This is a genomic window from Mycetocola sp. Y791, from assembly GCF_059445325.1.
In genome coordinates, this window is record NZ_JCAIUC010000002.1 from 445,086 (window position 1) to 463,070 (window position 17,985).

The following is a 17,985-nucleotide window of genomic DNA, read 5'->3' on the forward strand; positions in this document are numbered from 1 at the left end:
CCTCTTCCTAGTGCTGTTGGGTGTCGATGAGGCGCGACAGCCGCTGCGCGATGAGCGCGAACGAGTGTGCGCCGGCATCCGGTGTGCCGAGGCTCTTCTCGGCGTGCGGGCGAGCGCGGCCCATGCGGGGCAGCAGGTCGGCGGTGGCGGCGGCAGCGGCGGTGGCGGCATCCGCAGCCCTCGACACGGCTGCGGTGAACGGGGCGCCGTTGGCGAGTTCGAGTGTGAGGGTGTCGCTGAACGGCACGATCGCGTCGACCATCGTCTTGTCACCGAGCTCCGCTTTTCCGAATTCACGGATGCCGCGGCTCGCGGCATCGACGCCAGCGGCGATCGATGCGCCGGTCGCGCCCGCATCGTCACCGAGCTGCCCGGCGATGGCACGGAGCGACAAACCCCACAGCGCCCCCGAGGTTCCGCCGGCTCGATCGGCCCACGCGTCGCCGGAGCGTTCGAGCAGGGTGCGGATGCCGGCACCCGCGTCCCGCAGGTCGGCCGCGGCCGCTGCCGCAGCGCGAGCCCCGCGCTGCATGCCGATGCCGTGATCACCGTCGCCGGCGACCGCATCGATGCGACCGAGTTCGTCGACGTTCTCATCGATGACGTCGGCGAGGGCCTGCAATGCGGCGGCAGCGAACCGGGCCGACGCGCGCGACGCGGGCGAAGCATCCGGAATCTCGTCGATTTCAGTGATGATGTCGACGAGAACGGACTGCTCGGTCACCGCGACGGTGCCCTTGCGGTAGGCCGGGGTATTCGCCGGTGCGCGCCAGAATGTTTCGAGTTCGTCGTCGAGCCAGAACAGGGTGAGCGACGCGCCGGCCATGTCGAAGCTCGTGACGAGTTCGCCGACCTCAGGGTCGACGACGGTGATGCCCGCATCGCTAAGCAGCTCGGCGACCCGGCGGTAGACCACGAAGAGCTCCTCGTATTTGACCGAGCCGAGGCCGTTGAGAATCACGCCGACGCGCTGGCCGTCGGCTGAATCGATGCCGTCGGGCAGCTCGGTGAGCAGTGTGGATACGAAGAGCTCGGCGAGGCCTGCGGCGGTGGGGATGTCGGTTTCACCGATCCCCGGTTCGCCGTGGATGCCGATTCCCACGCCCATCCGGCCCTCGGGCACGGTGAAGAGCGGGGCCGTCGCGCCTGGCAGTGTGCAGCCGGTGAACGCGACGCCGAAGGAGCGGGTTCGTTCGTTGGCGTGGGCGGTGATGCGCTCGACGTCATCGAGTGAGTAACCGGCCTCGGATGCCGCAGCGGCGGTCTTGAGCACCGTCAGGTCGCCGGCGATGCCACGGCGTTTGTGCTTCTCGCCCACCGGCGCGCTCGCGATGTCATCGGTGACGACGACGGTGCGGCAGTCGATTCCCGCCGCGCGCAGGCGTTCCTGGGCCTGGCTGAAGTGGAGCACGTCGCCCGCGTAATTGCCGTAGCTGAGCAGGATGCCTCCGCCGAGGTCGGCGGCCGAGGCCACCGAGTGAACCTGCTGGGCTGACGGCGAGGCGAAGAGGTTGCCGAGCGCGGCGCCGTGGGCGAGGCCCTGGCCGACGAGCCCGCCGAACGCCGGGTAGTGGCCGGAGCCACCGCCGGTGACGACGGCGACCGAGCCCGGCTCAGACACGGTGCTCCGGATGACGCCACCGGGCACGCGCCGCACCTGCTCGGCGTTCGCGGCGACGAAACCGTCGATCATCTCGTCGGCGAACGCGGCAGGATCGTTGAAGAGGCGAGTCATGGGGAATGTGCTCCGAAGTGCTCGAGGGTGGGGGAGGGGATGCAGGGCGGTCGGGGAGTCGACCGCCCCGCCCTGGTTACTGCGCCAGCGCCTGTGCGTCGGTCTCGTCGACGACGGGACGCGTGGTGCGGCGTGCTCTCGAGAGCAGAAGCATGATCACGCCGGAGAGGGCCATGAAGCCACCGACGATGAACATGGGAACCTCGTAGTTGCCGGTCAGGTCGGCGACCGCACCGGTGATGTACGGCGCCGAGAAGCCCGCGAGGTTTCCGACGGTGTTGATCAGGGCGATGCCCGCTGCCGCTGCTGCACCGGTCAGGAACTGCGTCGGCAGGGTCCAGAAGTTGGGCAGGGCGGAGAAGATCGCCATGGCAGTGATCGCGATGATGGCGATCGTGGCGAACGGAGATCCCGCAAACAGCGCGAACGGAATGCTCAGTGCTCCGACGAACGCGGGAATCGCGATGTGCCACGTCTTCAAGCCGCGCTTCGTGGCATCCCGAGCCCAGAAATGCAGTGCGATGGCTGCCGGGATATACGGGACTGCCGTGATGAGCCCCTTCTGGAACGTATCGAACTCGGTGCCGAACTGTGCCTGGAAGCCCTCGATGATCGTCGGCAGGAAGAAACCGAGCGCGTAGAGGCCGTAGATGAAGCCGAAGTAGATGAACGAGAGCGCCCAGACGCGGCCGCTCTTGAACGCGTCGCGGATGCGTCCGTGTCCACCAGTCTTCTGGGTGTGTGCGCGCTCGGACTCGAGGGCGTTGGTGAGCCAGACCTGCTCTTCCTTGGTCAGCCACTTCGCATCAGCCGGGCGGTCCTTGAGGTAGAACCAGGCGACGAATCCAATGATGATCGCGGGGATAGCGACGCCCGCGAACATGAACCGCCAGCCTTCGAGGCCGAAGATGCCGTCCTGCTCGATGAGGATCGCGGCGAGGGGAGCACCGATGACCGTGGTGAGCGGCTGTGCCAGGTAGAAGAGGGCGAGGATCTTGGAGCGGTGGGCCGCCGGGACCCAGAGGCTCAGGAACAGGATGGCACCGGGGAAGAATCCCGCTTCGGCGACACCGAGGGCGAAGCGCAGAATGGCGAGGTGCTCAAAGCTGCCGACCCAGGTGAAGAGGAGGGCGACGATTCCCCAGCTCACCATGATGCGTGCGAGCCACTTGCGGGCGCCGAAGCGGTGCAGGGCGAGGTTCGACGGAACTTCGAGCAGGATGTAGCCGATGAAGAAGACGCCGGAGGCGAAACCGAACTGGGCTGCAGAGAGCCCGAGGTCTTCGTTCATGCCGTTCGGGGCGGCGAAGCCGATGGCCGTACGGTCGAGGTAGTTGATGAAGAACATCAACGCCACGAACGGGACGAGCCGAACGGCGACCTTCTTAATGGCGGATTTTTCCACGGCGCTTTGCGGCGTGGGTTTGCGTGTGGTGGTGTCCACGTTGACTCCTTGGTGAGGAAGGGGGAGCGCGACGGCGGCAGGGCCGCATCATTCGCTCCCATGAGTATTCTGCGAAATGAGCTTTCTGTCAACCGGTTGACCAATACCGGTCAACCGGTGATCCATTGTGGAGGCAGTTTTGCTAGCTTTGACCCATGCCGGCCTATCCGAATGACTCCTCCGCTGAGATCGCGGCATCTATGGGCACACTGAGCGGGGGAACGCCGGTGTCTGCGGTCGCCAAGCGGCTGCTCGAGATCTTCACTCGGGGCGACATCGAGCCCGGCACCCGCCTGCCGCCCGAGCGCCAGCTGTCGACCAGCCTCGGTGTCGGTCGCTCCGCGGTTCGCGAGGCCCTCGCCGCGCTCGAGCTGCTCGGGATCGTCGACGTGCGCCCCGGATCTGGCACCTATCTGCGCGGAACGGCCAGTGAGATGCTCCCGCAAACCCTGAGCTGGGGCCTCATGCTCGACGAGCCCCGGACCAGGGAGCTCATCGAGGTGCGCGGGGCGTTGGAGATTTACGCGGCGCGACTGGCGGCATCCCGAATCTCAGACGAAGCGCTCGGTCGGCTCGCCGATCATCTGGAAGACATGCGCAAGAACGTCGACAACCTCGGTGGCTTTGTCGAGGCGGACCTGCAGTTCCATCTCGAGCTCGCGCGGAGCATCGACAACATGGTGCTGCTCGACCTGTTGCAGAGCATCCGCTCGCTGTTGCGCGTGTGGGTTGATCGCGCGGTGCAGCAGCCCGAGCAGGCGCGGGTCGCCATCGATGAGCACGCCGCTGTGTACGCGGCGATAGCGACGCGCGATCCGGATGCCGCGGCATCCGCCATGGCCGTGCACATGAGCACAGCGGGTGACCGGCTCGCAAAGACCGTGGCGCCATGACCGGGCTTATCGCGGGCGAGCGCGCAGATCGCGTGCGAGCGTTGCTCGGCCAGAAAGGGTCGATGGCGCGTTGCTCGGCCACAAATGGTCGCTGATTCTCGGAAAAAGCGACCGTTTCTGTCGTCGCAAGAGAGCGGATGCCGCCGAGCGACCGTTTGTGTCGTCGCAAGAGAGCGGATGCCGCCGAGCGGCCGTTTGTGTCGTCGCAAGAGAACGGATGCACCGCGAGCGCCAGCTTGCTAGCTTGGGGCCATGCCAACGACGCCACAGAACTCCCCAACCGATGAGACCGGCCTGATAGCGGGTGAGCTCGAGAAGCTCTGGACCGGCGGCGAATGGCTCGAGGGCCCGCTGTGGTTGCCGGGCAGCGAGTCGGTGCGGTTCAGCGACATCCCGAACAACCGCATCCTCGAGTTCGACCGTGCCACCGGTGAAACGCGCGTGCACCGCGACGACGTCGAGTACACCAACGGCCGCACCCTCGACCGCGAGGGCCGCGTCGTTCAGTGCAGCCACGGCCGTCGTGCTGTTGAGCGCGAGGTCGACGGCGAGGTCGAGGTGCTCGTCGATCGCTGGGCAGGTGGACGCTTCAACTCCCCGAACGACGTTGTGGTGGCATCCGATGGAACGATCTGGTTCACCGATCCGCCCTACGGGATTCAGGAGAGCGGGCGCGAAGGGCACCCGGGTGTCGAGGAGTACGGCGGATGCTTCGTGTTCCGCTTCGATCCCGCCACGGGCGTCGCGACGCCGGTGATCACCGACATGGTGCACCCGAATGGCCTCGCATTCTCGCCCGACGAGAAGCGGCTTTACGTGGCCGACACCGGAGGAGAATCGGTGCGGCACATCCGTGTGTATGACGTGGCGACGGGAGAGGGGCGCGTCTTCGTGAATCCGTCGGGGACCCCTGACGGATTCCGCGTGGATGCCGGTGGTCGGGTGTGGACTTCGTCGTCGGATGCCGTTCAAGTGTTCTCGTCGGACGGTGAACTGGAGTTGAATATCGCCGTACCCGAGGTCGCATCGAACCTGTGTTTTGGTGGACCGGACGGCTCCGAGCTCTACATCACGGCCTCGACGAGCCTGTACCGCATCCGCACGACCGTGACGCCGGCGGTCGTTTAGCAAACCCTTCGTTACGTTACGGCCATGTCAATTTCCTAACCGATCTCGGGTTTCCGGAGGTAGGGTGAGCGGATCGCAAAGGCCCAAACCCGAAGGGACGCTGATGCAACGCACAACGCTCACAATCGATGGTCATTCGCACGTGCTCGCGCAGGGAGCGCAGTTGGGGGCGCTCAAAGCGGCGGCTGAAGAAGCGGTGCGCGCGGGGGGAAGGTTCATCGACCTCACTGTTGTGGGCAACGTCGCGGTCAGCGTACTGGTCAGCCCTGGCGTTGCTATTCACTTCACGACCCGTGAGGTCGCGGAAGACGAACGCGACACCGGCGAGCTCGCCGAGCCTTTCGACGACAGTCTTCACTGGGACATCGCCGACCTGTTCTGAGTCGGCCCTCTTCGGTTGTGTCAGAGGCGCATGCTGAGGACGTGGCGGACCGCGAGGTTCCCACCGTGGTCGTCAGCGACCCGGTGCATCCCGATTTTCTCGGCCACATGACTCGACGCGTAATTGTCGGGGTGTACGATCGCCACCAGCTCCTCGGCGTCGGTGTGTTCGCGAGCGAAATCGCGGCACGCCGCTGCGGCTTCAGTCGCGAGTCCCTGCCCGTGAAGGGCGGAGCGCACGTGGTAGCCGACCTCGAGTTTCGGCACTCCGTTCACGTCCTGCCAGGTCAGTCCGCAATCGCCCACAAACTCACCGTCGATGGTCTCGATGATCCAGAGCCCGTAACCGTGATCGGCGTAGTTCCGCTGGTTCCAGTCGATCCAGGCGGCGGCCTCGGAGCGTGACTTCGGTGCCGGGTAAAAGCGCATCACGGCGGGGTCACCGAGCAGCGCGGCCATGGCGTCGAGATCGGCGTCGGTCATGGGGCGGAACCGCAAGCGGGCGGTGGGAGCGGGAAGCATCCTGCGACTCTAACGGCCGCCCGAGGCGCAATGTCGCGTGGGGCGGTGTCGCACGGTACCGTCGACGCGCTAGCGTAACCCCGTGGCCATGCACAGCATCCCCGAGGACTCAACGGATCGCCTCCGTCTGTGCCGCCCGCTGACGGATGACGCACCTGGGCTCTACGCGATTCTTAGTGATCCGCGCGTGTGGGCGCACTACCCATCGCTTCGCAACACAGCCATCACCCAGACGAAGGCCACCCTCGAGCGGTGGCTGCGGGGCTGGGATGCCGACGGCATCGGGACCTGGATCGCCCGCGAACATGGGTCTGACGCGATCGTCGGATATGGTGGCCCGTCCTCGCTCGGTGGTGTCGCCTGGAATCTGGGTTATCGGTTCGCCCCGGCGGCGCAGGGCCGAGGGCTGGCGACCGAACTTGGACGCCGGGCGCTCGAGCGAGCCGCATGCCTCAAGGGCAACCGCCCCGTGATCGCCTATCTGCTCGAAGAGAACGCCGCTTCGTCAGCGGTGGCTGAGAAACTCGGCTTGCGACTCGTCGACAGGGGACCTGATGCGGGAAACCCCGACCCGTTGGCGGTGCGGCTCGTTTTCGCGGATCGGTCGCTGACGGCCAACGAGCTGGCGGCTGCCCGACAGTAGGGCGTGCCGTCACGGTGTCGCCACCGTGCCCGAGTCATCCGCCCGCATCAGCCGCACGCAGCATCTGCCGCCGTGTTCTCGTCATGGTTCTCAATGCGGTTGCAGGGCCGTAATAGGCTTTCAGCATGATCTCTCGTGAGGACCTGTCGACTCTGCCCATCGACGAGTACGCATTCCCCGGGCCGCTCCGGGACGCTCTCGTCGGCGCGATCCTCGACGGACGCAAGACCAGCACGACGTCGCTGGTCGCCGACTACGACCTGTCGGAGGAGCAGCTGCCCGTGATCGGCGAGCGTCGCGTTGTCGTCGACTCCTCCGAGAATCCCGTCTGCGTCACCGAGGTCACCGGTGTCCGCGTCGTGCCACTGGGCGAGGTCGACCTCGCCCACGCCATCGACGAGGGCGAGGGCTTCGAGACCGTCGCCGACTGGCGTGCCGGCCACGAGAAGTTCTGGCACGGCGCTGAATTCCGAGAGTGGATGCGCGACCCGGAGTTCACGGTGTCGGATGCCACTGAAGCGGTGCTGGTGCGATTCCACGTCACCGGCCGAGCCTGAGTAGCCCGCCCCTGGGTACCGGAGCGCTAGCGTAGGAGCGCGCTTCGATCTTCGGCGCACGTCGTTGTGGAGGAGTCGGCACCGTGGATAGCAAGACAGAAGCAGAACTCGAGCGTATTTTTGCCGCCCGCGATCGCGACAACATGGGGCCGACGATTGCGGCGTTGCTCCCGATCTACGAACAGCATCCGCACGATCCACGAGTTCTCTATGAGGTCGGCGGCGCGTACGACACCGCGGGTGATGAAGCGACGGCACTGGGTTTCTATGAGCGGGCGATGGCCGAGGGGCTCGAGGGCGACGTGCGCAGGCGGTGTTACCTGCAGCAGGGCAGCACGCTGAGGAACCTCGGGCGACTCGACGAGTCAATCGAACTCTTTGCGCGCGCTCGCCGCGAGTTCCCCGACTCGGTCTCGCTCGGCGCGTTCGAGGCGCTGACCCTGCACGCGGCCGGGAAAGCGAACACGGCGCTCGGGAGTCTCTTCACCCTGCTTGCGGAGCACGTCCACGCTGAGGAACTCGACAGGTACCAGGCCGCGCTTCGAGGGAACGCCGAGTACCTCGTCTCGCTCGACGCTCCCCGCTGAGCGGTCTGCTGCTGCCGAATTTCCCGACGGTGCCGCGTGACGGCATCCGCTGCTCGGCCTAAAATGGCTATTCGGTCATTGCTCGGACACAAAGAGCTGGACTTTCTCGAGACCAGCAGCCGTTTATGTCCGCGCACGACGCCCGCTGGGCGTGAGCGACCGTTTTCGTCCGAGCAAGGCCCGCTCGCGGGTGCGACCGGCGGCGCGCCTGTACGACTCGTCTGTATGACGGGGAACGTCTTACTGTTTCGGGGTTTCAGCGGTAGCGTGGGCCGTCTGCCGATGCCCGAACCGGAAGGGGTTCCGATGCGCCGCACGATCCTCACGGTCGAGGGGAACTCCTACGTGCTTGCGCAGGGAACCGACGCGGCTGCGGTGAAGGCCGAGGTCGAACGCGCGGTGGTCTCCGGCGGCCGCTTCGTCGATCTGACGATGGTGGGAGACGCTGGCGTGAGCGTCCTGATCAGCCCGGGCGTCGCGGTCACGCTCGCCACGCTCGACGTTCCTGACGACGATTCAGACACGGATCACGGGGCGACGTTCGAGGATCACTCCACCTGGGACATCGCCGACCTGCTCTGACCGGCCGAACCGCCACGTCGGAGTCGACCTGGGGCGCGCCTCGGGTTACCGCTTTGCCGTCGCGGGTGCGTCGGGCTCCGGGACTACCCGCAGGCCCGCCGGAGAGTTAGCCAGCCTGACGAGTTCTTCCACCCAGGCCCGATTGAGCTGAGGCTCCCGGCTCCCCACGAAGTCGAACTGGAGCGGGATGGTGGGGTGGATCCAGATCGAGCTGTGTCCGCTGCCCGAGGCAACTGTGTAGTCCCAGGAGAACGTGAAGCTCTCACCGCGTCGCACCTTCGACAGAATGACGACCTTGAGGTGCGCGAGCACCCGATCGTCGAACTCGACGGAGATCGACGGGGTTCCGTAGATGAATTTGCCCATGAATTACTGTCCCAGCCCTGCGTCGAGCTCGTCCATGATCTGATTGAAGTCTTCGGCGGTCTGGCCGGCACCGGTGCCCTCTTCTTCCACGGTCCCTCTGATGCCGACCTGCGGCATTTCGGGAACGGGAAAGCGTCGCGCTTCTTCCTCGGCGGTGATGCCGCCCACGTCGGCGACGTCGAACTGACTGGCCTTGCTGAGCAGGAGGGTGTGGACGGAGGTCTCGCCGTGTTTTTCGAGGACAGTGATATCGACGGTGACGCTGTGTTCTGCGTCTGCCACCGTTGTCGTGTACTCGAGAAGCGCCGCCGTGATGGCATTGCCCGTGACGAAAGACCCGCCACTGTGTGTGATGCGCTTCATGCGTCCGACCATACGCCATGCATGCGCCGTCGGAAAACCGCACGAGCGGGGCGGATGCTGCCGCTCAGCCCTGCGGCATCCGCTCTGCTTGACCGCAAACGGTTGTTCGCGCCCTGTCCGGCCGAAAATGGTCGGGATTCCTCAGGAACAGCGACCATTTGTGGCCGAGCGTGGCTCCCCCATGGGCGAGGATGGGGCGCATGGAAGAGCGATTCGAGTGGGTGGCCGATGTCTCGCGGGGCGAATGGCTTCGTTCGATGGAGGTTGAGCGTTTTGGCAGCATCCTGTCGATCGTCCCGCGCGGGTTTGAGGCGTACGCGCGCGTGTTCCATCCCGTCGAGCGTGATCGACCGCGTGCCACGGAGACGTGGCTGGGCGTCACCGAGCCGACCTGCGTCGCCGACATCGCGGCGTCGCTCGAGACCGAGCGCGCGACCTGGGCGCAGGCGGCCGAGTCCTTCGGCACAACCATGCACGCTGAAGCGCAATACGCTCGCCTCGTGCGCCGCGACTCCGACAGTATCGACGGCGTCGTAAGCCCCGACGGCTGGCGCTATGGCTCCACCAGCCAGGGCCGCCTCGATGCTGGGTCGGTCGCAACGGCATCCGCGGTTCTCGCTCGGCACACAACGACACCGGATGGCGGTATCGCCGCGATCTGGGAGGGCTGGGGTGGCCTCGTAAGCTCGGACGGCTTTGCTACCCTCACGCTGGTGGGGAGCGACGGGCCGCGCGTCCGGCCGGACGCCGAATCGGGACCGGGCTCCGGACTGCTGGGGCGCGAGGTTGCGGCAGGGCCACGATTTCATTTGCACGGTGACACCGGGCGACACTACGTGCTGTTCGAGGTCGGGGCGAACGACCTGGCGGATGCCGCGTGGCCGGGTCTAGCGCCGTGGGTACGCGAGGTCATGTGGGCGCAATCGCCCAGCATCCTGTGGCCCGACGATCACTCGTGGGTACTCGCCACCGAGATCGACTTCGACTCGACACTGGTTGCCGGAACCCACGAGCTCATCCGGGAACTCGTGCGAACGCCGGGACTCGAGGTGTTGCCGATCCGCACCGACGCCGACCTGACCTGGGATGGCGACGGGATCAATCGCCCGCAGTGAGAGCGGTCAGATTGCCTCGTCGAGAAGCCAGTGAGGCCGAGCGGCTCGGCGGCAGACCGCGCCCGCCACCGCGATGGTGGCGGGCGCGGGGCCGCTGAGTTCCGTCAGCGCACCGGACGCAGCGGAGCAACATCCCACTCGTCGTTCGACATGCGGAGGATGGCGACAGAGACCAGTGCGAAGCACACCGTCGTAAGGCCCCACCCCAGGGTCACGTCGAGCAGACGGTTGGGCACGATCACTGCAGCGACGAAATGGATCGGCTGCGACAGGGCGAGGCCGATGGCCACCCAGCGATTGACGACCCTTGCCTTGCCGACGGCGATCGCGAGCAGGACGGTGCCAACGATGTGGCCGAAAATCCAGCTGATTCCGGTCACTGTGGCCAACGGGGCTGCGAGCATGACCTCGTTGACACGGAGGATGGTGGCCGCGTCGATGCCCGCGGCGCCCAATGTGACCGTCATAAAGTCAGCGTTGCCCGCCGCTCCCCAGTTGGCATAGGCGAGGAACGTGACGATCGTGCCGATTGTCGCGAGCACTGGAGCCGCTCTCCGGGCGAGATAGCCGAGGGTGAGGACTCCCACCAGCATCGACGGGAACATGATGAGTCCGAACCAGGAGCCAAGGACTATGGAGTCCGGATGCTCCAGAACGCTGGTGATGATCGCCTCGCCGTCCTGGTCGGTCCAGTACGGCATCGTCGCGCGACCGATGGTGATTCCCAACGGGCCGATCGGCAAAAGTATCGCGATGGTAGTCCGCCAAAAACGCCGGAGGTCGCGCGGCGGCTTCACGGCGACGTCACTCGGTGCCGCGGACGGGGATGTGGTGCGGGTCATGACAACTCCTTGAATCGGGCGGACCGAGTCCGCTGCGGCGAGCCCGTGACACCGGGCTCGGCGGGCCGATGGCCCACATCCACTCTTGAACCGGCCGCTCGGGCGCACCACAGTGCTGGCACCGGAATCGGTATCCGTGCCAGCACCGATGCGCAGGCTCCAGTGCGGTCATAGGCTGAACGTGTGTCGTGGCTCCGCGCCGTATCTCTCGCAGCCGTGGCCATCACCGTTGCCGCTGTTGCGGTCGGCGTGGCCGGGCTCTCCCGTCACGCAACCCCCGATTCTGCCCAGTGGTTCGTCCTCGGCCTGGTGGCCGGCCTGCCCTGCCTGGTGCTCGGTTTCGCCATCACCCGGAGGGCCCAGTTCGCTCGCATCGGTGTTCTTTTGATGTTCCCCGGCGTCGCCGTGATCTCCTCTGCCGCGTTCGACGCCTATGTCGCTGCCGCCCTCGAGCAGCCGGGCGACCTGCCGCTCGACACCGCGACCGTCGCGCTCTCCCAGGGGGTGTGGATGCTGTTCTTCATCCCGTGGGGCTGGCTGTTGCTCGTTTTCCCCGATGGACGATTCCGGTCAGCCTTCGACCGCGCCGTCGCCGTGGCGCTCCCCGTGATTGCCGTGGTGTTCTCGGTGTTGGCCGCTGTTTCCCCGGGACCGTATGCCGCCCCGTACGCGGCCATCGAGCATCCGTTTGGGGATGTTCCCGGTGCTGATATTGCGGGTGTCGCGCTCCTGCCCCTCTTTCTCGCTCTCCTGATCTGTTGTGTGGTCTCAGCGGTTCGCCGATTTCGCGCGGGTTCATCTCTGGTCCGCCGCCAATTACGGTGGCTCGCGCTCGCCGGCTGGGTCGTGCCCGGTGCGCTCGCCGTCGCGTGGGTCTGTTATCTCGCCCTCGGCGTGAACGTCATCGCCCTGAGCCTCTTGATCATCTACCTCGCCGTGCCAGCGGCGGTTACCGTCGCGCTGCTTCGGTTGGATGACTATGACGTCGAACGGGTGCTCGTCCGCGGGACCGTACTCGCTCTACTCGCAGCGGCGCTCGCGGCCGTTCTCGGCCTGACCCTGCCGGTCATCCAGACGTTCGCGGTGAACTCCCCGGTGCCAGCGGTTGCCGTGACCGTCGTGGCCGTGCTGCTTCTCGTCCGTCTGCGCCCGTCACTCGAACGCGTCGTCGGGGCGTGGATGTACCCGATCGCCGACGGCACGTTTCGCGCGATTTCCGACCTGGAAGCGCGGGTTTACGCGGGGGATGCGGTGCCCGAGGAGCTGGAGGGTGTGTTGCGCGATGCCCTCGGCGACCCGAACTTCCGCCTGGGATATCTGTTGCCGGGGAGCGAGGTCATGGTGGGCGCTGACGGCGGTCGGCTCCTGGTGAGCGACGACGCCCCGCGGATTACATTCGCGGGCCAGACGATCGGTGCCCTCGTCCTGTCAGACAAGCAAGCGCTGCCGGTCCGGGAGATCGCGGATGCGGTCACTGTTCTCACCGAGATGTCCCGGCTCCGGCTCGAGCTGGCCCAGACGTTTCGCGAGGTCGACGCCAGTCGGACGAGACTGCTTCGCGCCGGTTACGAGGAACGCGAGAGGCTGGAGAGGGATCTCCACGACGGTGCGCAGCAACGACTCGTTGCGGTCGGAATGTCGTTGCGACTGACCCAGCGCCACCTGCCCGTCGATTCCCAGCTCGTGCACGACGCCCTCGACGAGGCGGTGGCCGAACTCGGGCAGGCGGTGCTTGAACTCCGACAGATCGCTCACGGACTCCGCCCCAGCAGCCTCGACGATGGGCTCCCTGCGGCACTGGCACATCTCTCCAACTCGGCGCCGCTTCCTGTCGACCTCGAACTGGATACCGGAGATCTTCCGGATGCCGTCAGCACCACCGCTTATTTTGTCGCCAGCGAGAGCGTTGCCAATGCGGTCAAACACGGAGGGGCGACCCGGATCCGTCTTCGCGTAGCCCGATCTGGCGAAACCCTCGCCATTCGCGTGAGCGACGATGGACACGGCGGCGCAACGCTGCGTCCCGGCGGTGGACTCGTCGGCCTGCAGGACAGGGTTCAGGCGCTCGGAGGCTCCCTGCGCCTGACGAGCGATCGGGGATCAGGCACCACCATCGAGGCGGAGCTGCCATGCGGTTGGTGATCGGGGAGGATTCGCTGCTCTTTCGTGAGGGGCTCGCCAGACTGCTCAGTGATGTGGGGAACGATGTCGTTGCAACGGCATCCGACGCCCCATCCGCCCTTGGCGCGGTGCTGCACCACGAGCCGGATGTTGCCATTCTGGATATCCGGATGCCGCCTGACCATACCGATGACGGTGCGCGTGCGGCCCGGCAGCTGCGGAGCGAGCGGCCTGAGATCGGGATCATGCTGCTGTCGCAACACGTCGAGACGCGTAACTCGCTCGAACTCATCGCGACCGGTCGGTTCGGCTATCTCCTGAAAGACCGGGTGCTCGACCTCGACGGTTTCCTCGACGCGCTGCGCCGGGTCGCTGAGGGCGGGACCGCGCTTGACCCCGAGGTGGTGGCCCGGTTGGTGTCCTCGCGTCAGGCTGACGATCGACTCTCCGCACTGACGCCGCGGGAGCGCGAGGTGCTGAGCCAAATGGCAGAGGGCCATAGCAACGTCGGGATTGCGCGCCACCTGCACCTGACCGAGCGCACCGTCGAAAGCCACATCAACGGCATCCTGGGCAAACTGGAGGTGACGAGCACGGTGGAGCACCACCGGCGGGTGCTCGCGGTCATCGCCTATCTGGATGCCCAGACGTGACTCTCGCGCCTGGCGCGCGGTTCAGTCGACGTGATCCTGCCAGGTTCCATCGAGGACCTCAGCCGCATGACGGCGCTCAGTCTCCGAAACGGACTCACCAATGAAACTGGCGACGAGCCAGTCCGACCGATAGGCGGCTGAACCGAGCGCTCGCGCGGCGGCTGCTGCGTCGTCCTGGGTGTCGAACTTCATCAGCACCATGTCGGCGGTGCCCCAGGCGGAAACGCAGGGAACCTCCGCATCGCAACTCGTTGCGGTCACATCCGAGGCGCCGGCGAGGAGCGCAATGCTGGGTGGCTGGTCCTCGGCACCGACAAAGTCCTCAGGCAAAAGGTCGACGCGGGAGTCCCGGAGGAACAACCAACTGGCGAAAATGATGAGACCGATAACGGATGCCGCGACTGCCCATCTGGCGACCGTGCGGCTTCTGGGTGGGTGCGGGGCGAGAGCGGACACGACCGTAATGCTGGCAGCGATTTCCGCACCCGGCAACCGAGTGGGGCATCCCGGCCGCCCAGACGAGGAGCTGTTCGGCCCTCCGACCATTCAATTGGTGGCGGAAGGGCCGAACGTGGGCGCTGGGACTCGGGTACCTGGCATCTAGCTCTGGCGGTTCGGGGTTCCGGACAGTCGCGCCATCTCCGACTCCACCCGGGCGTCACGGATGGCGAACAAACGCCCACCGAACACAGCGATTGCCGCCACGATCACGGCGACCGCCCAGCCGAGGATTGGCCAGATCGGCCAGAAGTATCCGTCAGGTGTGGTCAGAGTCCAGATGAGGACCATCGCCAGCGATGCGATAACCCAGATCGCGACAATGGCGGTGAATATCCTGCGTGCGACGATGTTGCGGCGAGCACGTCGGCGGATGTCGATGTCTTCGTTCATGTCAATTTCTCCTATCTGTGTGGACCGGCGGATCCGGTTCGTTGGTGGATCATGATGAAGCCTCAAGTCTTAACGTGGGCATTTCATTCCCGGTTGTGCTCAGGCCGGGTCCATGTCGAGGGCGAACCGGTACCGCACGCTCCCCTCGGCGCGCCCGAGAGCATCCGTTTCGGTCGAGCGCATCAGTTGCGCGGGGTGTTCTCGACCGCAACTGATGTTCTCGCGCACGGGGGCAGCGGCCCGCCCGCCCGCCGGGGCGTCCGCTCTGCGCCGCATCCGCTCTGCTCCGTCACAAACGGTTGCTCGTGCCGTGCTCGGCAGAAGCGGTCGTCGTTTCCGGAAAGGTGCGACCGTTTTGGCCGAGCAGCGCCAGGGAGCGTGCGACCAGCGCCCTAGATCCAGCCCTGCTGCCAGGCGATCTCCGCGGCCTCGTGGCGCGACCGGGCGTCGAGCTTTGTCATCGCCGCCGACAGGTAGTTGCGTACGGTGCCGGGCGCGAGGTGCAGCCGATCCGCGATCTCCTGCACGCTCATCGTCGACCGCGAGAACCGCAGCGCGTCGAGCTCGCGATCGGTGAGCGGGCAGCGCTCGGCCGTCAGCGCCGTCGCGGCGATCTCCGGGTCGATGTAGCGCTTGCCTGCGACCACATCGCGGATGACATCGGCAAGCTCCTCCGCGGGCGTCGACTTCGGCACGAATCCCGACACTCGCGCCGCGAGCGCCCGCCGCAACACTCCGGGCCGGGCGTGCCGAGTCACGATCACGACCTTCGTCGCCACCGTCGAGAGGATGCGCGCGGCCGCCTCGATTCCATCGGCCTGCGGCATCTCGAGGTCGAGCAGGCAGACGTCCGGCTTCGTCTCGAGCGCTCTCTCGACGGCCGCCACCCCGTTGTCAACGCTTGCAACAACCTCGATGTCCGGCTCGAGATTCAGCAGGGCGCTCAGCGCGCCGCGAATGAGGTGCTCGTCATCGGCGATCAGCAGACGGATGACACGGGGCCCGTTTTGAGGGTCGGTCATGCGTTCACGCCCATCCGCGCTGGCACAACGACCCGCAACGCGAACCGGTCGCCATCGACGTCGGTCTCCAGCCACCCGTTCAGAGCAGACACCCGGTCACGAAGCCCGACCAGACCGCTGCTGTCTGCCCGCCCCGTGGCATCCGTTGGGGAAGCCGCCTCGTTGTTCTCGATCTCCAGGGCCACGCTCTCGGCCGTCGTCGCCAGGCGGATGGACGCCCGCGTCGCTGCACTGTGGCGCAGGATGTTCGTGGTCGCCTCGCGCACGACAAGCGCGAGCACCCGTCGCACCTCGGCGTCGGCGGGCAGCGCGTCGACCTGCAGTGCGCAGTCGGCACCCGCAGCGGTGAGCACTTCGCGCGCGTTCTCGAGTTCGGCGGCGAGGTCGACCTCACGGTAACCGGCGACGAGCGAGCGGGTCTCCTCAAGCGCCTGCTTCGCGATCATCCGCGTCTCGTGCACGTGCTCGCGCGCGGCCTCGGGGTCGACCGCGAGCAGGCGCTCGGCGAGCTCCGACTTGAGCGCGATCACCTGCAAGTGGTGGCCCTGGATGTCGTGCAGGTCGGAGGCGAACCGCAGGCGCTCCTTGGCCACGGCGAGTTCGGCCGCGGCCGAACGGTGCCGATCGAGCGTCACAACGATCTCCCACCACCAGAGGCTGGAGAGAACCATGAGCGGCAGCAGGACGCCATAGAAGTACAGGAGCCCCGATCCTGACATGCCGGTGGTATCGAACGGATGCCCCAGCATCGTGGCGAGGATGGGGTGCAGCACCGTCACCACAGCCCCGGCGAGAAGCACAGCCCGCCTCGACGTGACCGGCAGCAGGGGAGCGACCGCGTTGACCGCCATCCACAGCGGGAACGCCGCGAAGAGCCCTGCAGCGGGAGTGAACAGGCCCAGCACCCAGGCGAGTGCTGGCGGAATGAAGAGAGCGAGCGTCCAGCCGACCCGCGGCAGCCCGCCCCCGCGCCCGACGCGGAGGAACCAGCAGTACCGCACCTGCACCGCCGCCGAAACGATGAGCAGAGCGAGAAGGATGGCGTCAAGCGTGCTGCGCGACTGCGCATAATTGGCCCCCGCGATGATCAGCAGGATGGCATCGAGAACGACGAAGAAGAAGATGATCGACGAGAGCGTATAGGTCCACGTCGTCTGGACGCTGCGTGCCGGTTGTTCGCGCTGTGGCTCGTCGGGTGTCCCTGTTGCGGCGCTGCGCTGAGCGGTCACGACAATGCGCGTTCTGGCGAGGTCTGGGGAAACATGCTCTCAGCGTAGAGCAGTGACATTTGTCACGGTCGCGGGTGTGAAACCGCCCCGGATGCTGTGACGCGGCGACACTTACCGCCCTGATGTTGCGCCGGAAGGATGGTCTCATCACCTCGACTGGCGGACCGCCCGGCGGTCGCGAGTGGCTCCGCATCACAGCACCACGGCTTCACGGCTTCGACGAAAGGCACCTCATGATTGACGCACTGCGCGACTTCACCTCCACCCTCCCCGACGTACTGCAGTGGGTGGGTGTGATCCTCGCGGCAGCGATTCCGTTCGTTGAGTCCTACTTCGGAGCGGTCATCGGTGTGCTTGCGGGCATCCCTCCTGTTATCGCCATTGCCGCCGCGATCGTCGGCAATATCCTGTCCATGCTGGTTTTCGTACTCAGCGCCCACGGGGTTCGGTCCAAGGTTCGGAACGGCAAGCCCGCCAAGCCCGAAACGCCCCGCCGCGCGAAGCTGCGCGAGCGCTTCGACAAGTACGGTGTGGCCGGGGTGAGCCTCCTTGGCCAGACGCTCCTGCCCAGCCAGATCACCTCCGCAGCGATGGTGTCATTCGGGGCATCGAAGAACGCCGTCATCTTCTGGCAGGTCATCTCGATCGTGCTCTGGGGCGTCGCGTTCGGAGTGCTCGCGACGCTCGGCGTCACGTTCCTGCGCTGACGCGGCATCCGTTCGCCGTCCGCTCGACCACTGACGCGGCATCCGCTCTGCTCGGCCAGGAACGGTCGCAGTTCCTCGTGAACTGCGACCGTTTCTGTCGTAACAGCGCGATCACCGGGGAGCAGCTCTGCTGCCGCGAGAGTAACGGCGAGGGGAGTCTTTCCTCTCTATAGGCGCCACAGCGACAGACGTATTCTCTGCCGC

The 17,985-nt window shown here is 66.3% G+C and carries 22 protein-coding genes; 11 read left to right on the plus strand and 11 right to left on the minus strand.

Features of this window, described 5'->3' with window-relative positions; genetic code table 11:
- Positions 1-7 precede the first annotated feature (7 nt).
- Entirely contained in the window at positions 8-1,735 is a 1,728-nt protein-coding gene (locus tag AC1C2N_RS06970) for a dihydroxyacetone kinase family protein (protein ID WP_495433423.1), read from the minus strand.
- A gap of 76 nt (positions 1,736-1,811) precedes the next feature.
- Positions 1,812-3,179 (minus strand): MFS transporter, encoded by a 1,368-nt coding sequence (locus AC1C2N_RS06975; protein ID WP_495433424.1) that lies wholly within the window; start codon positions 3,177-3,179, stop codon positions 1,812-1,814.
- Positions 3,180-3,334: 155 nt separating this feature from the next.
- Here AC1C2N_RS06975 and AC1C2N_RS06980 point away from each other — a divergent pair, with 155 nt between their 5' ends.
- From AC1C2N_RS06980 to AC1C2N_RS06990, 3 genes are all read left to right on the plus strand, one after another.
- Complete coding sequence (locus AC1C2N_RS06980; protein WP_483406299.1) at positions 3,335-4,072, plus strand: FadR/GntR family transcriptional regulator; 738 nt, start codon at positions 3,335-3,337, stop codon at positions 4,070-4,072.
- A gap of 252 nt (positions 4,073-4,324) precedes the next feature.
- Positions 4,325-5,200 carry an SMP-30/gluconolactonase/LRE family protein gene (locus AC1C2N_RS06985; protein ID WP_495433425.1) on the plus strand — a complete coding sequence of 292 codons (876 nt, stop codon included), beginning with the start codon at positions 4,325-4,327 and terminating at the stop codon, positions 5,198-5,200.
- 103 nt (positions 5,201-5,303) lie between these two features.
- Positions 5,304-5,582 carry a hypothetical protein gene (locus AC1C2N_RS06990; protein WP_495433426.1) on the plus strand — a complete coding sequence of 93 codons (279 nt, stop codon included), beginning with the start codon at positions 5,304-5,306 and terminating at the stop codon, positions 5,580-5,582.
- Between the two features lie 20 nt (positions 5,583-5,602).
- On the opposite strand, the gene AC1C2N_RS06995 is transcribed toward AC1C2N_RS06990, so the two are convergent.
- Entirely contained in the window at positions 5,603-6,103 is a 501-nt protein-coding gene (locus AC1C2N_RS06995) for a GNAT family N-acetyltransferase (protein ID WP_495433427.1), read from the minus strand.
- Between the two features lie 88 nt (positions 6,104-6,191).
- Here AC1C2N_RS06995 and AC1C2N_RS07000 point away from each other — a divergent pair, with 88 nt between their 5' ends.
- The 4 genes from AC1C2N_RS07000 to AC1C2N_RS07015 all read left to right on the plus strand — a co-directional run bounded on the left by AC1C2N_RS07000 (position 6,192) and on the right by AC1C2N_RS07015 (position 8,472).
- Positions 6,192-6,746, plus strand: a complete 555-nt coding sequence (locus AC1C2N_RS07000; RefSeq protein WP_495433737.1) for a GNAT family N-acetyltransferase — start codon at positions 6,192-6,194, stop codon at positions 6,744-6,746.
- A gap of 125 nt (positions 6,747-6,871) precedes the next feature.
- Positions 6,872-7,303 (plus strand): ASCH domain-containing protein, encoded by a 432-nt coding sequence (locus AC1C2N_RS07005; RefSeq protein ID WP_483406295.1) that lies wholly within the window; start codon positions 6,872-6,874, stop codon positions 7,301-7,303.
- Positions 7,304-7,386: 83 nt separating this feature from the next.
- Positions 7,387-7,890, plus strand: a complete 504-nt coding sequence (locus AC1C2N_RS07010) for a tetratricopeptide repeat protein (RefSeq protein WP_483406294.1) — start codon at positions 7,387-7,389, stop codon at positions 7,888-7,890.
- A gap of 306 nt (positions 7,891-8,196) precedes the next feature.
- A complete protein-coding gene (locus AC1C2N_RS07015; protein ID WP_495433428.1) occupies positions 8,197-8,472 on the plus strand; it encodes a hypothetical protein in 276 nt (91 codons plus the stop codon).
- Between the two features lie 45 nt (positions 8,473-8,517).
- On the opposite strand, the gene AC1C2N_RS07020 is transcribed toward AC1C2N_RS07015, so the two are convergent.
- Both AC1C2N_RS07020 and AC1C2N_RS07025 read right to left on the minus strand, forming a co-directional pair.
- Positions 8,518-8,838: a DUF7882 family protein gene (locus AC1C2N_RS07020; protein ID WP_495433429.1), complete on the minus strand. Its 321-nt coding sequence runs from the start codon at positions 8,836-8,838 to the stop codon at positions 8,518-8,520.
- 3 nt (positions 8,839-8,841) lie between these two features.
- Complete coding sequence (locus AC1C2N_RS07025) at positions 8,842-9,201, minus strand: hypothetical protein (RefSeq protein ID WP_483406291.1); 360 nt, start codon at positions 9,199-9,201, stop codon at positions 8,842-8,844.
- 200 nt (positions 9,202-9,401) lie between these two features.
- On the opposite strand from AC1C2N_RS07025, the gene AC1C2N_RS07030 reads away from it, so the two are divergent.
- Complete coding sequence (locus AC1C2N_RS07030) at positions 9,402-10,316, plus strand: hypothetical protein (protein WP_495433430.1); 915 nt, start codon at positions 9,402-9,404, stop codon at positions 10,314-10,316.
- 104 nt (positions 10,317-10,420) lie between these two features.
- Here the strand turns inward: AC1C2N_RS07030 and AC1C2N_RS07035 are convergent, their stop codons facing one another.
- Positions 10,421-11,158 (minus strand): DUF4386 family protein, encoded by a 738-nt coding sequence (locus tag AC1C2N_RS07035; protein WP_483406289.1) that lies wholly within the window; start codon positions 11,156-11,158, stop codon positions 10,421-10,423.
- A 183-nt stretch (positions 11,159-11,341) separates the two neighbouring features.
- On the opposite strand from AC1C2N_RS07035, the gene AC1C2N_RS07040 reads away from it, so the two are divergent.
- Positions 11,342-13,300: a sensor histidine kinase gene (locus AC1C2N_RS07040; RefSeq protein WP_495433431.1), complete on the plus strand. Its 1,959-nt coding sequence runs from the start codon at positions 11,342-11,344 to the stop codon at positions 13,298-13,300.
- Positions 13,288-13,932, plus strand: coding sequence for a LuxR C-terminal-related transcriptional regulator (locus AC1C2N_RS07045; RefSeq protein WP_495433432.1), 645 nt, complete (start codon positions 13,288-13,290; stop codon positions 13,930-13,932). Before AC1C2N_RS07040 ends, AC1C2N_RS07045 begins: the two co-directional genes overlap by 13 nt.
- A gap of 21 nt (positions 13,933-13,953) precedes the next feature.
- Here AC1C2N_RS07045 and AC1C2N_RS07050 read toward each other — a convergent pair whose 3' ends face one another.
- The 5 genes from AC1C2N_RS07050 to AC1C2N_RS07070 form a co-directional block, all read right to left on the minus strand.
- The gene (locus AC1C2N_RS07050; RefSeq protein WP_495433433.1) at positions 13,954-14,388 is read right to left on the minus strand and encodes a hypothetical protein; all 435 of its coding nucleotides are present in this window, start codon (positions 14,386-14,388) and stop codon (positions 13,954-13,956) included.
- Between the two features lie 144 nt (positions 14,389-14,532).
- On the minus strand, positions 14,533-14,823 hold the full coding sequence (locus tag AC1C2N_RS07055) for a 2TM domain-containing protein (protein WP_483406285.1): 291 nt from the start codon (positions 14,821-14,823) through the stop codon (positions 14,533-14,535).
- A gap of 99 nt (positions 14,824-14,922) precedes the next feature.
- A complete protein-coding gene (locus AC1C2N_RS07060) occupies positions 14,923-15,099 on the minus strand; it encodes a hypothetical protein (RefSeq protein WP_495433434.1) in 177 nt (58 codons plus the stop codon).
- Between the two features lie 116 nt (positions 15,100-15,215).
- Positions 15,216-15,845 carry a response regulator transcription factor gene (locus tag AC1C2N_RS07065; protein ID WP_495433435.1) on the minus strand — a complete coding sequence of 210 codons (630 nt, stop codon included), beginning with the start codon at positions 15,843-15,845 and terminating at the stop codon, positions 15,216-15,218.
- Positions 15,842-17,074: a sensor histidine kinase gene (locus AC1C2N_RS07070; protein WP_495433436.1), complete on the minus strand. Its 1,233-nt coding sequence runs from the start codon at positions 17,072-17,074 to the stop codon at positions 15,842-15,844. The genes AC1C2N_RS07065 and AC1C2N_RS07070 overlap by 4 nt, the downstream gene beginning before the upstream one ends.
- A 233-nt stretch (positions 17,075-17,307) precedes the next feature.
- On the opposite strand from AC1C2N_RS07070, the gene AC1C2N_RS07075 reads away from it, so the two are divergent.
- Entirely contained in the window at positions 17,308-17,781 is a 474-nt protein-coding gene (locus AC1C2N_RS07075; RefSeq protein ID WP_495433437.1) for a hypothetical protein, read from the plus strand.
- The last annotated feature ends 204 nt before the right edge of the window (positions 17,782-17,985 follow it).

Excerpts from the sequence above, each read along its gene's own strand:
- AC1C2N_RS07060 (WP_495433434.1), bottom strand. The coding sequence starts at position 15,099 with ATGCGGCGCAGAGCGGACGCCCCGGCGGGCGGGCGGGCCGCTGCCCCC.
- AC1C2N_RS07035 (WP_483406289.1), bottom strand. The coding sequence starts at position 11,158 with ATGACCCGCACCACATCCCCGTCCGCGGCACCGAGTGACGTCGCCGTG.
- AC1C2N_RS06970 (WP_495433423.1), bottom strand. The coding sequence starts at position 1,735 with ATGACTCGCCTCTTCAACGATCCTGCCGCGTTCGCCGACGAGATGATC.
- AC1C2N_RS07020 (WP_495433429.1), bottom strand. The coding sequence starts at position 8,838 with ATGGGCAAATTCATCTACGGAACCCCGTCGATCTCCGTCGAGTTCGAC.
- AC1C2N_RS07015 (WP_495433428.1), top strand. The coding sequence starts at position 8,197 with ATGCGCCGCACGATCCTCACGGTCGAGGGGAACTCCTACGTGCTTGCG.
- AC1C2N_RS07005 (WP_483406295.1), top strand. The coding sequence starts at position 6,872 with ATGATCTCTCGTGAGGACCTGTCGACTCTGCCCATCGACGAGTACGCA.
- AC1C2N_RS07030 (WP_495433430.1), top strand. The coding sequence starts at position 9,402 with ATGGAAGAGCGATTCGAGTGGGTGGCCGATGTCTCGCGGGGCGAATGG.
- AC1C2N_RS07065 (WP_495433435.1), bottom strand. The coding sequence starts at position 15,845 with ATGACCGACCCTCAAAACGGGCCCCGTGTCATCCGTCTGCTGATCGCC.
- AC1C2N_RS06985 (WP_495433425.1), top strand. The coding sequence starts at position 4,325 with ATGCCAACGACGCCACAGAACTCCCCAACCGATGAGACCGGCCTGATA.
- AC1C2N_RS07075 (WP_495433437.1), top strand. The coding sequence starts at position 17,308 with ATGATTGACGCACTGCGCGACTTCACCTCCACCCTCCCCGACGTACTG.
- AC1C2N_RS07025 (WP_483406291.1), bottom strand. The coding sequence starts at position 9,201 with ATGAAGCGCATCACACACAGTGGCGGGTCTTTCGTCACGGGCAATGCC.
- AC1C2N_RS07055 (WP_483406285.1), bottom strand. The coding sequence starts at position 14,823 with ATGAACGAAGACATCGACATCCGCCGACGTGCTCGCCGCAACATCGTC.
- AC1C2N_RS06990 (WP_495433426.1), top strand. The coding sequence starts at position 5,304 with ATGCAACGCACAACGCTCACAATCGATGGTCATTCGCACGTGCTCGCG.
- AC1C2N_RS06980 (WP_483406299.1), top strand. The coding sequence starts at position 3,335 with ATGCCGGCCTATCCGAATGACTCCTCCGCTGAGATCGCGGCATCTATG.
- AC1C2N_RS07045 (WP_495433432.1), top strand. The coding sequence starts at position 13,288 with ATGCGGTTGGTGATCGGGGAGGATTCGCTGCTCTTTCGTGAGGGGCTC.
- AC1C2N_RS06995 (WP_495433427.1), bottom strand. The coding sequence starts at position 6,103 with ATGCTTCCCGCTCCCACCGCCCGCTTGCGGTTCCGCCCCATGACCGAC.
- AC1C2N_RS07000 (WP_495433737.1), top strand. The coding sequence starts at position 6,192 with ATGCACAGCATCCCCGAGGACTCAACGGATCGCCTCCGTCTGTGCCGC.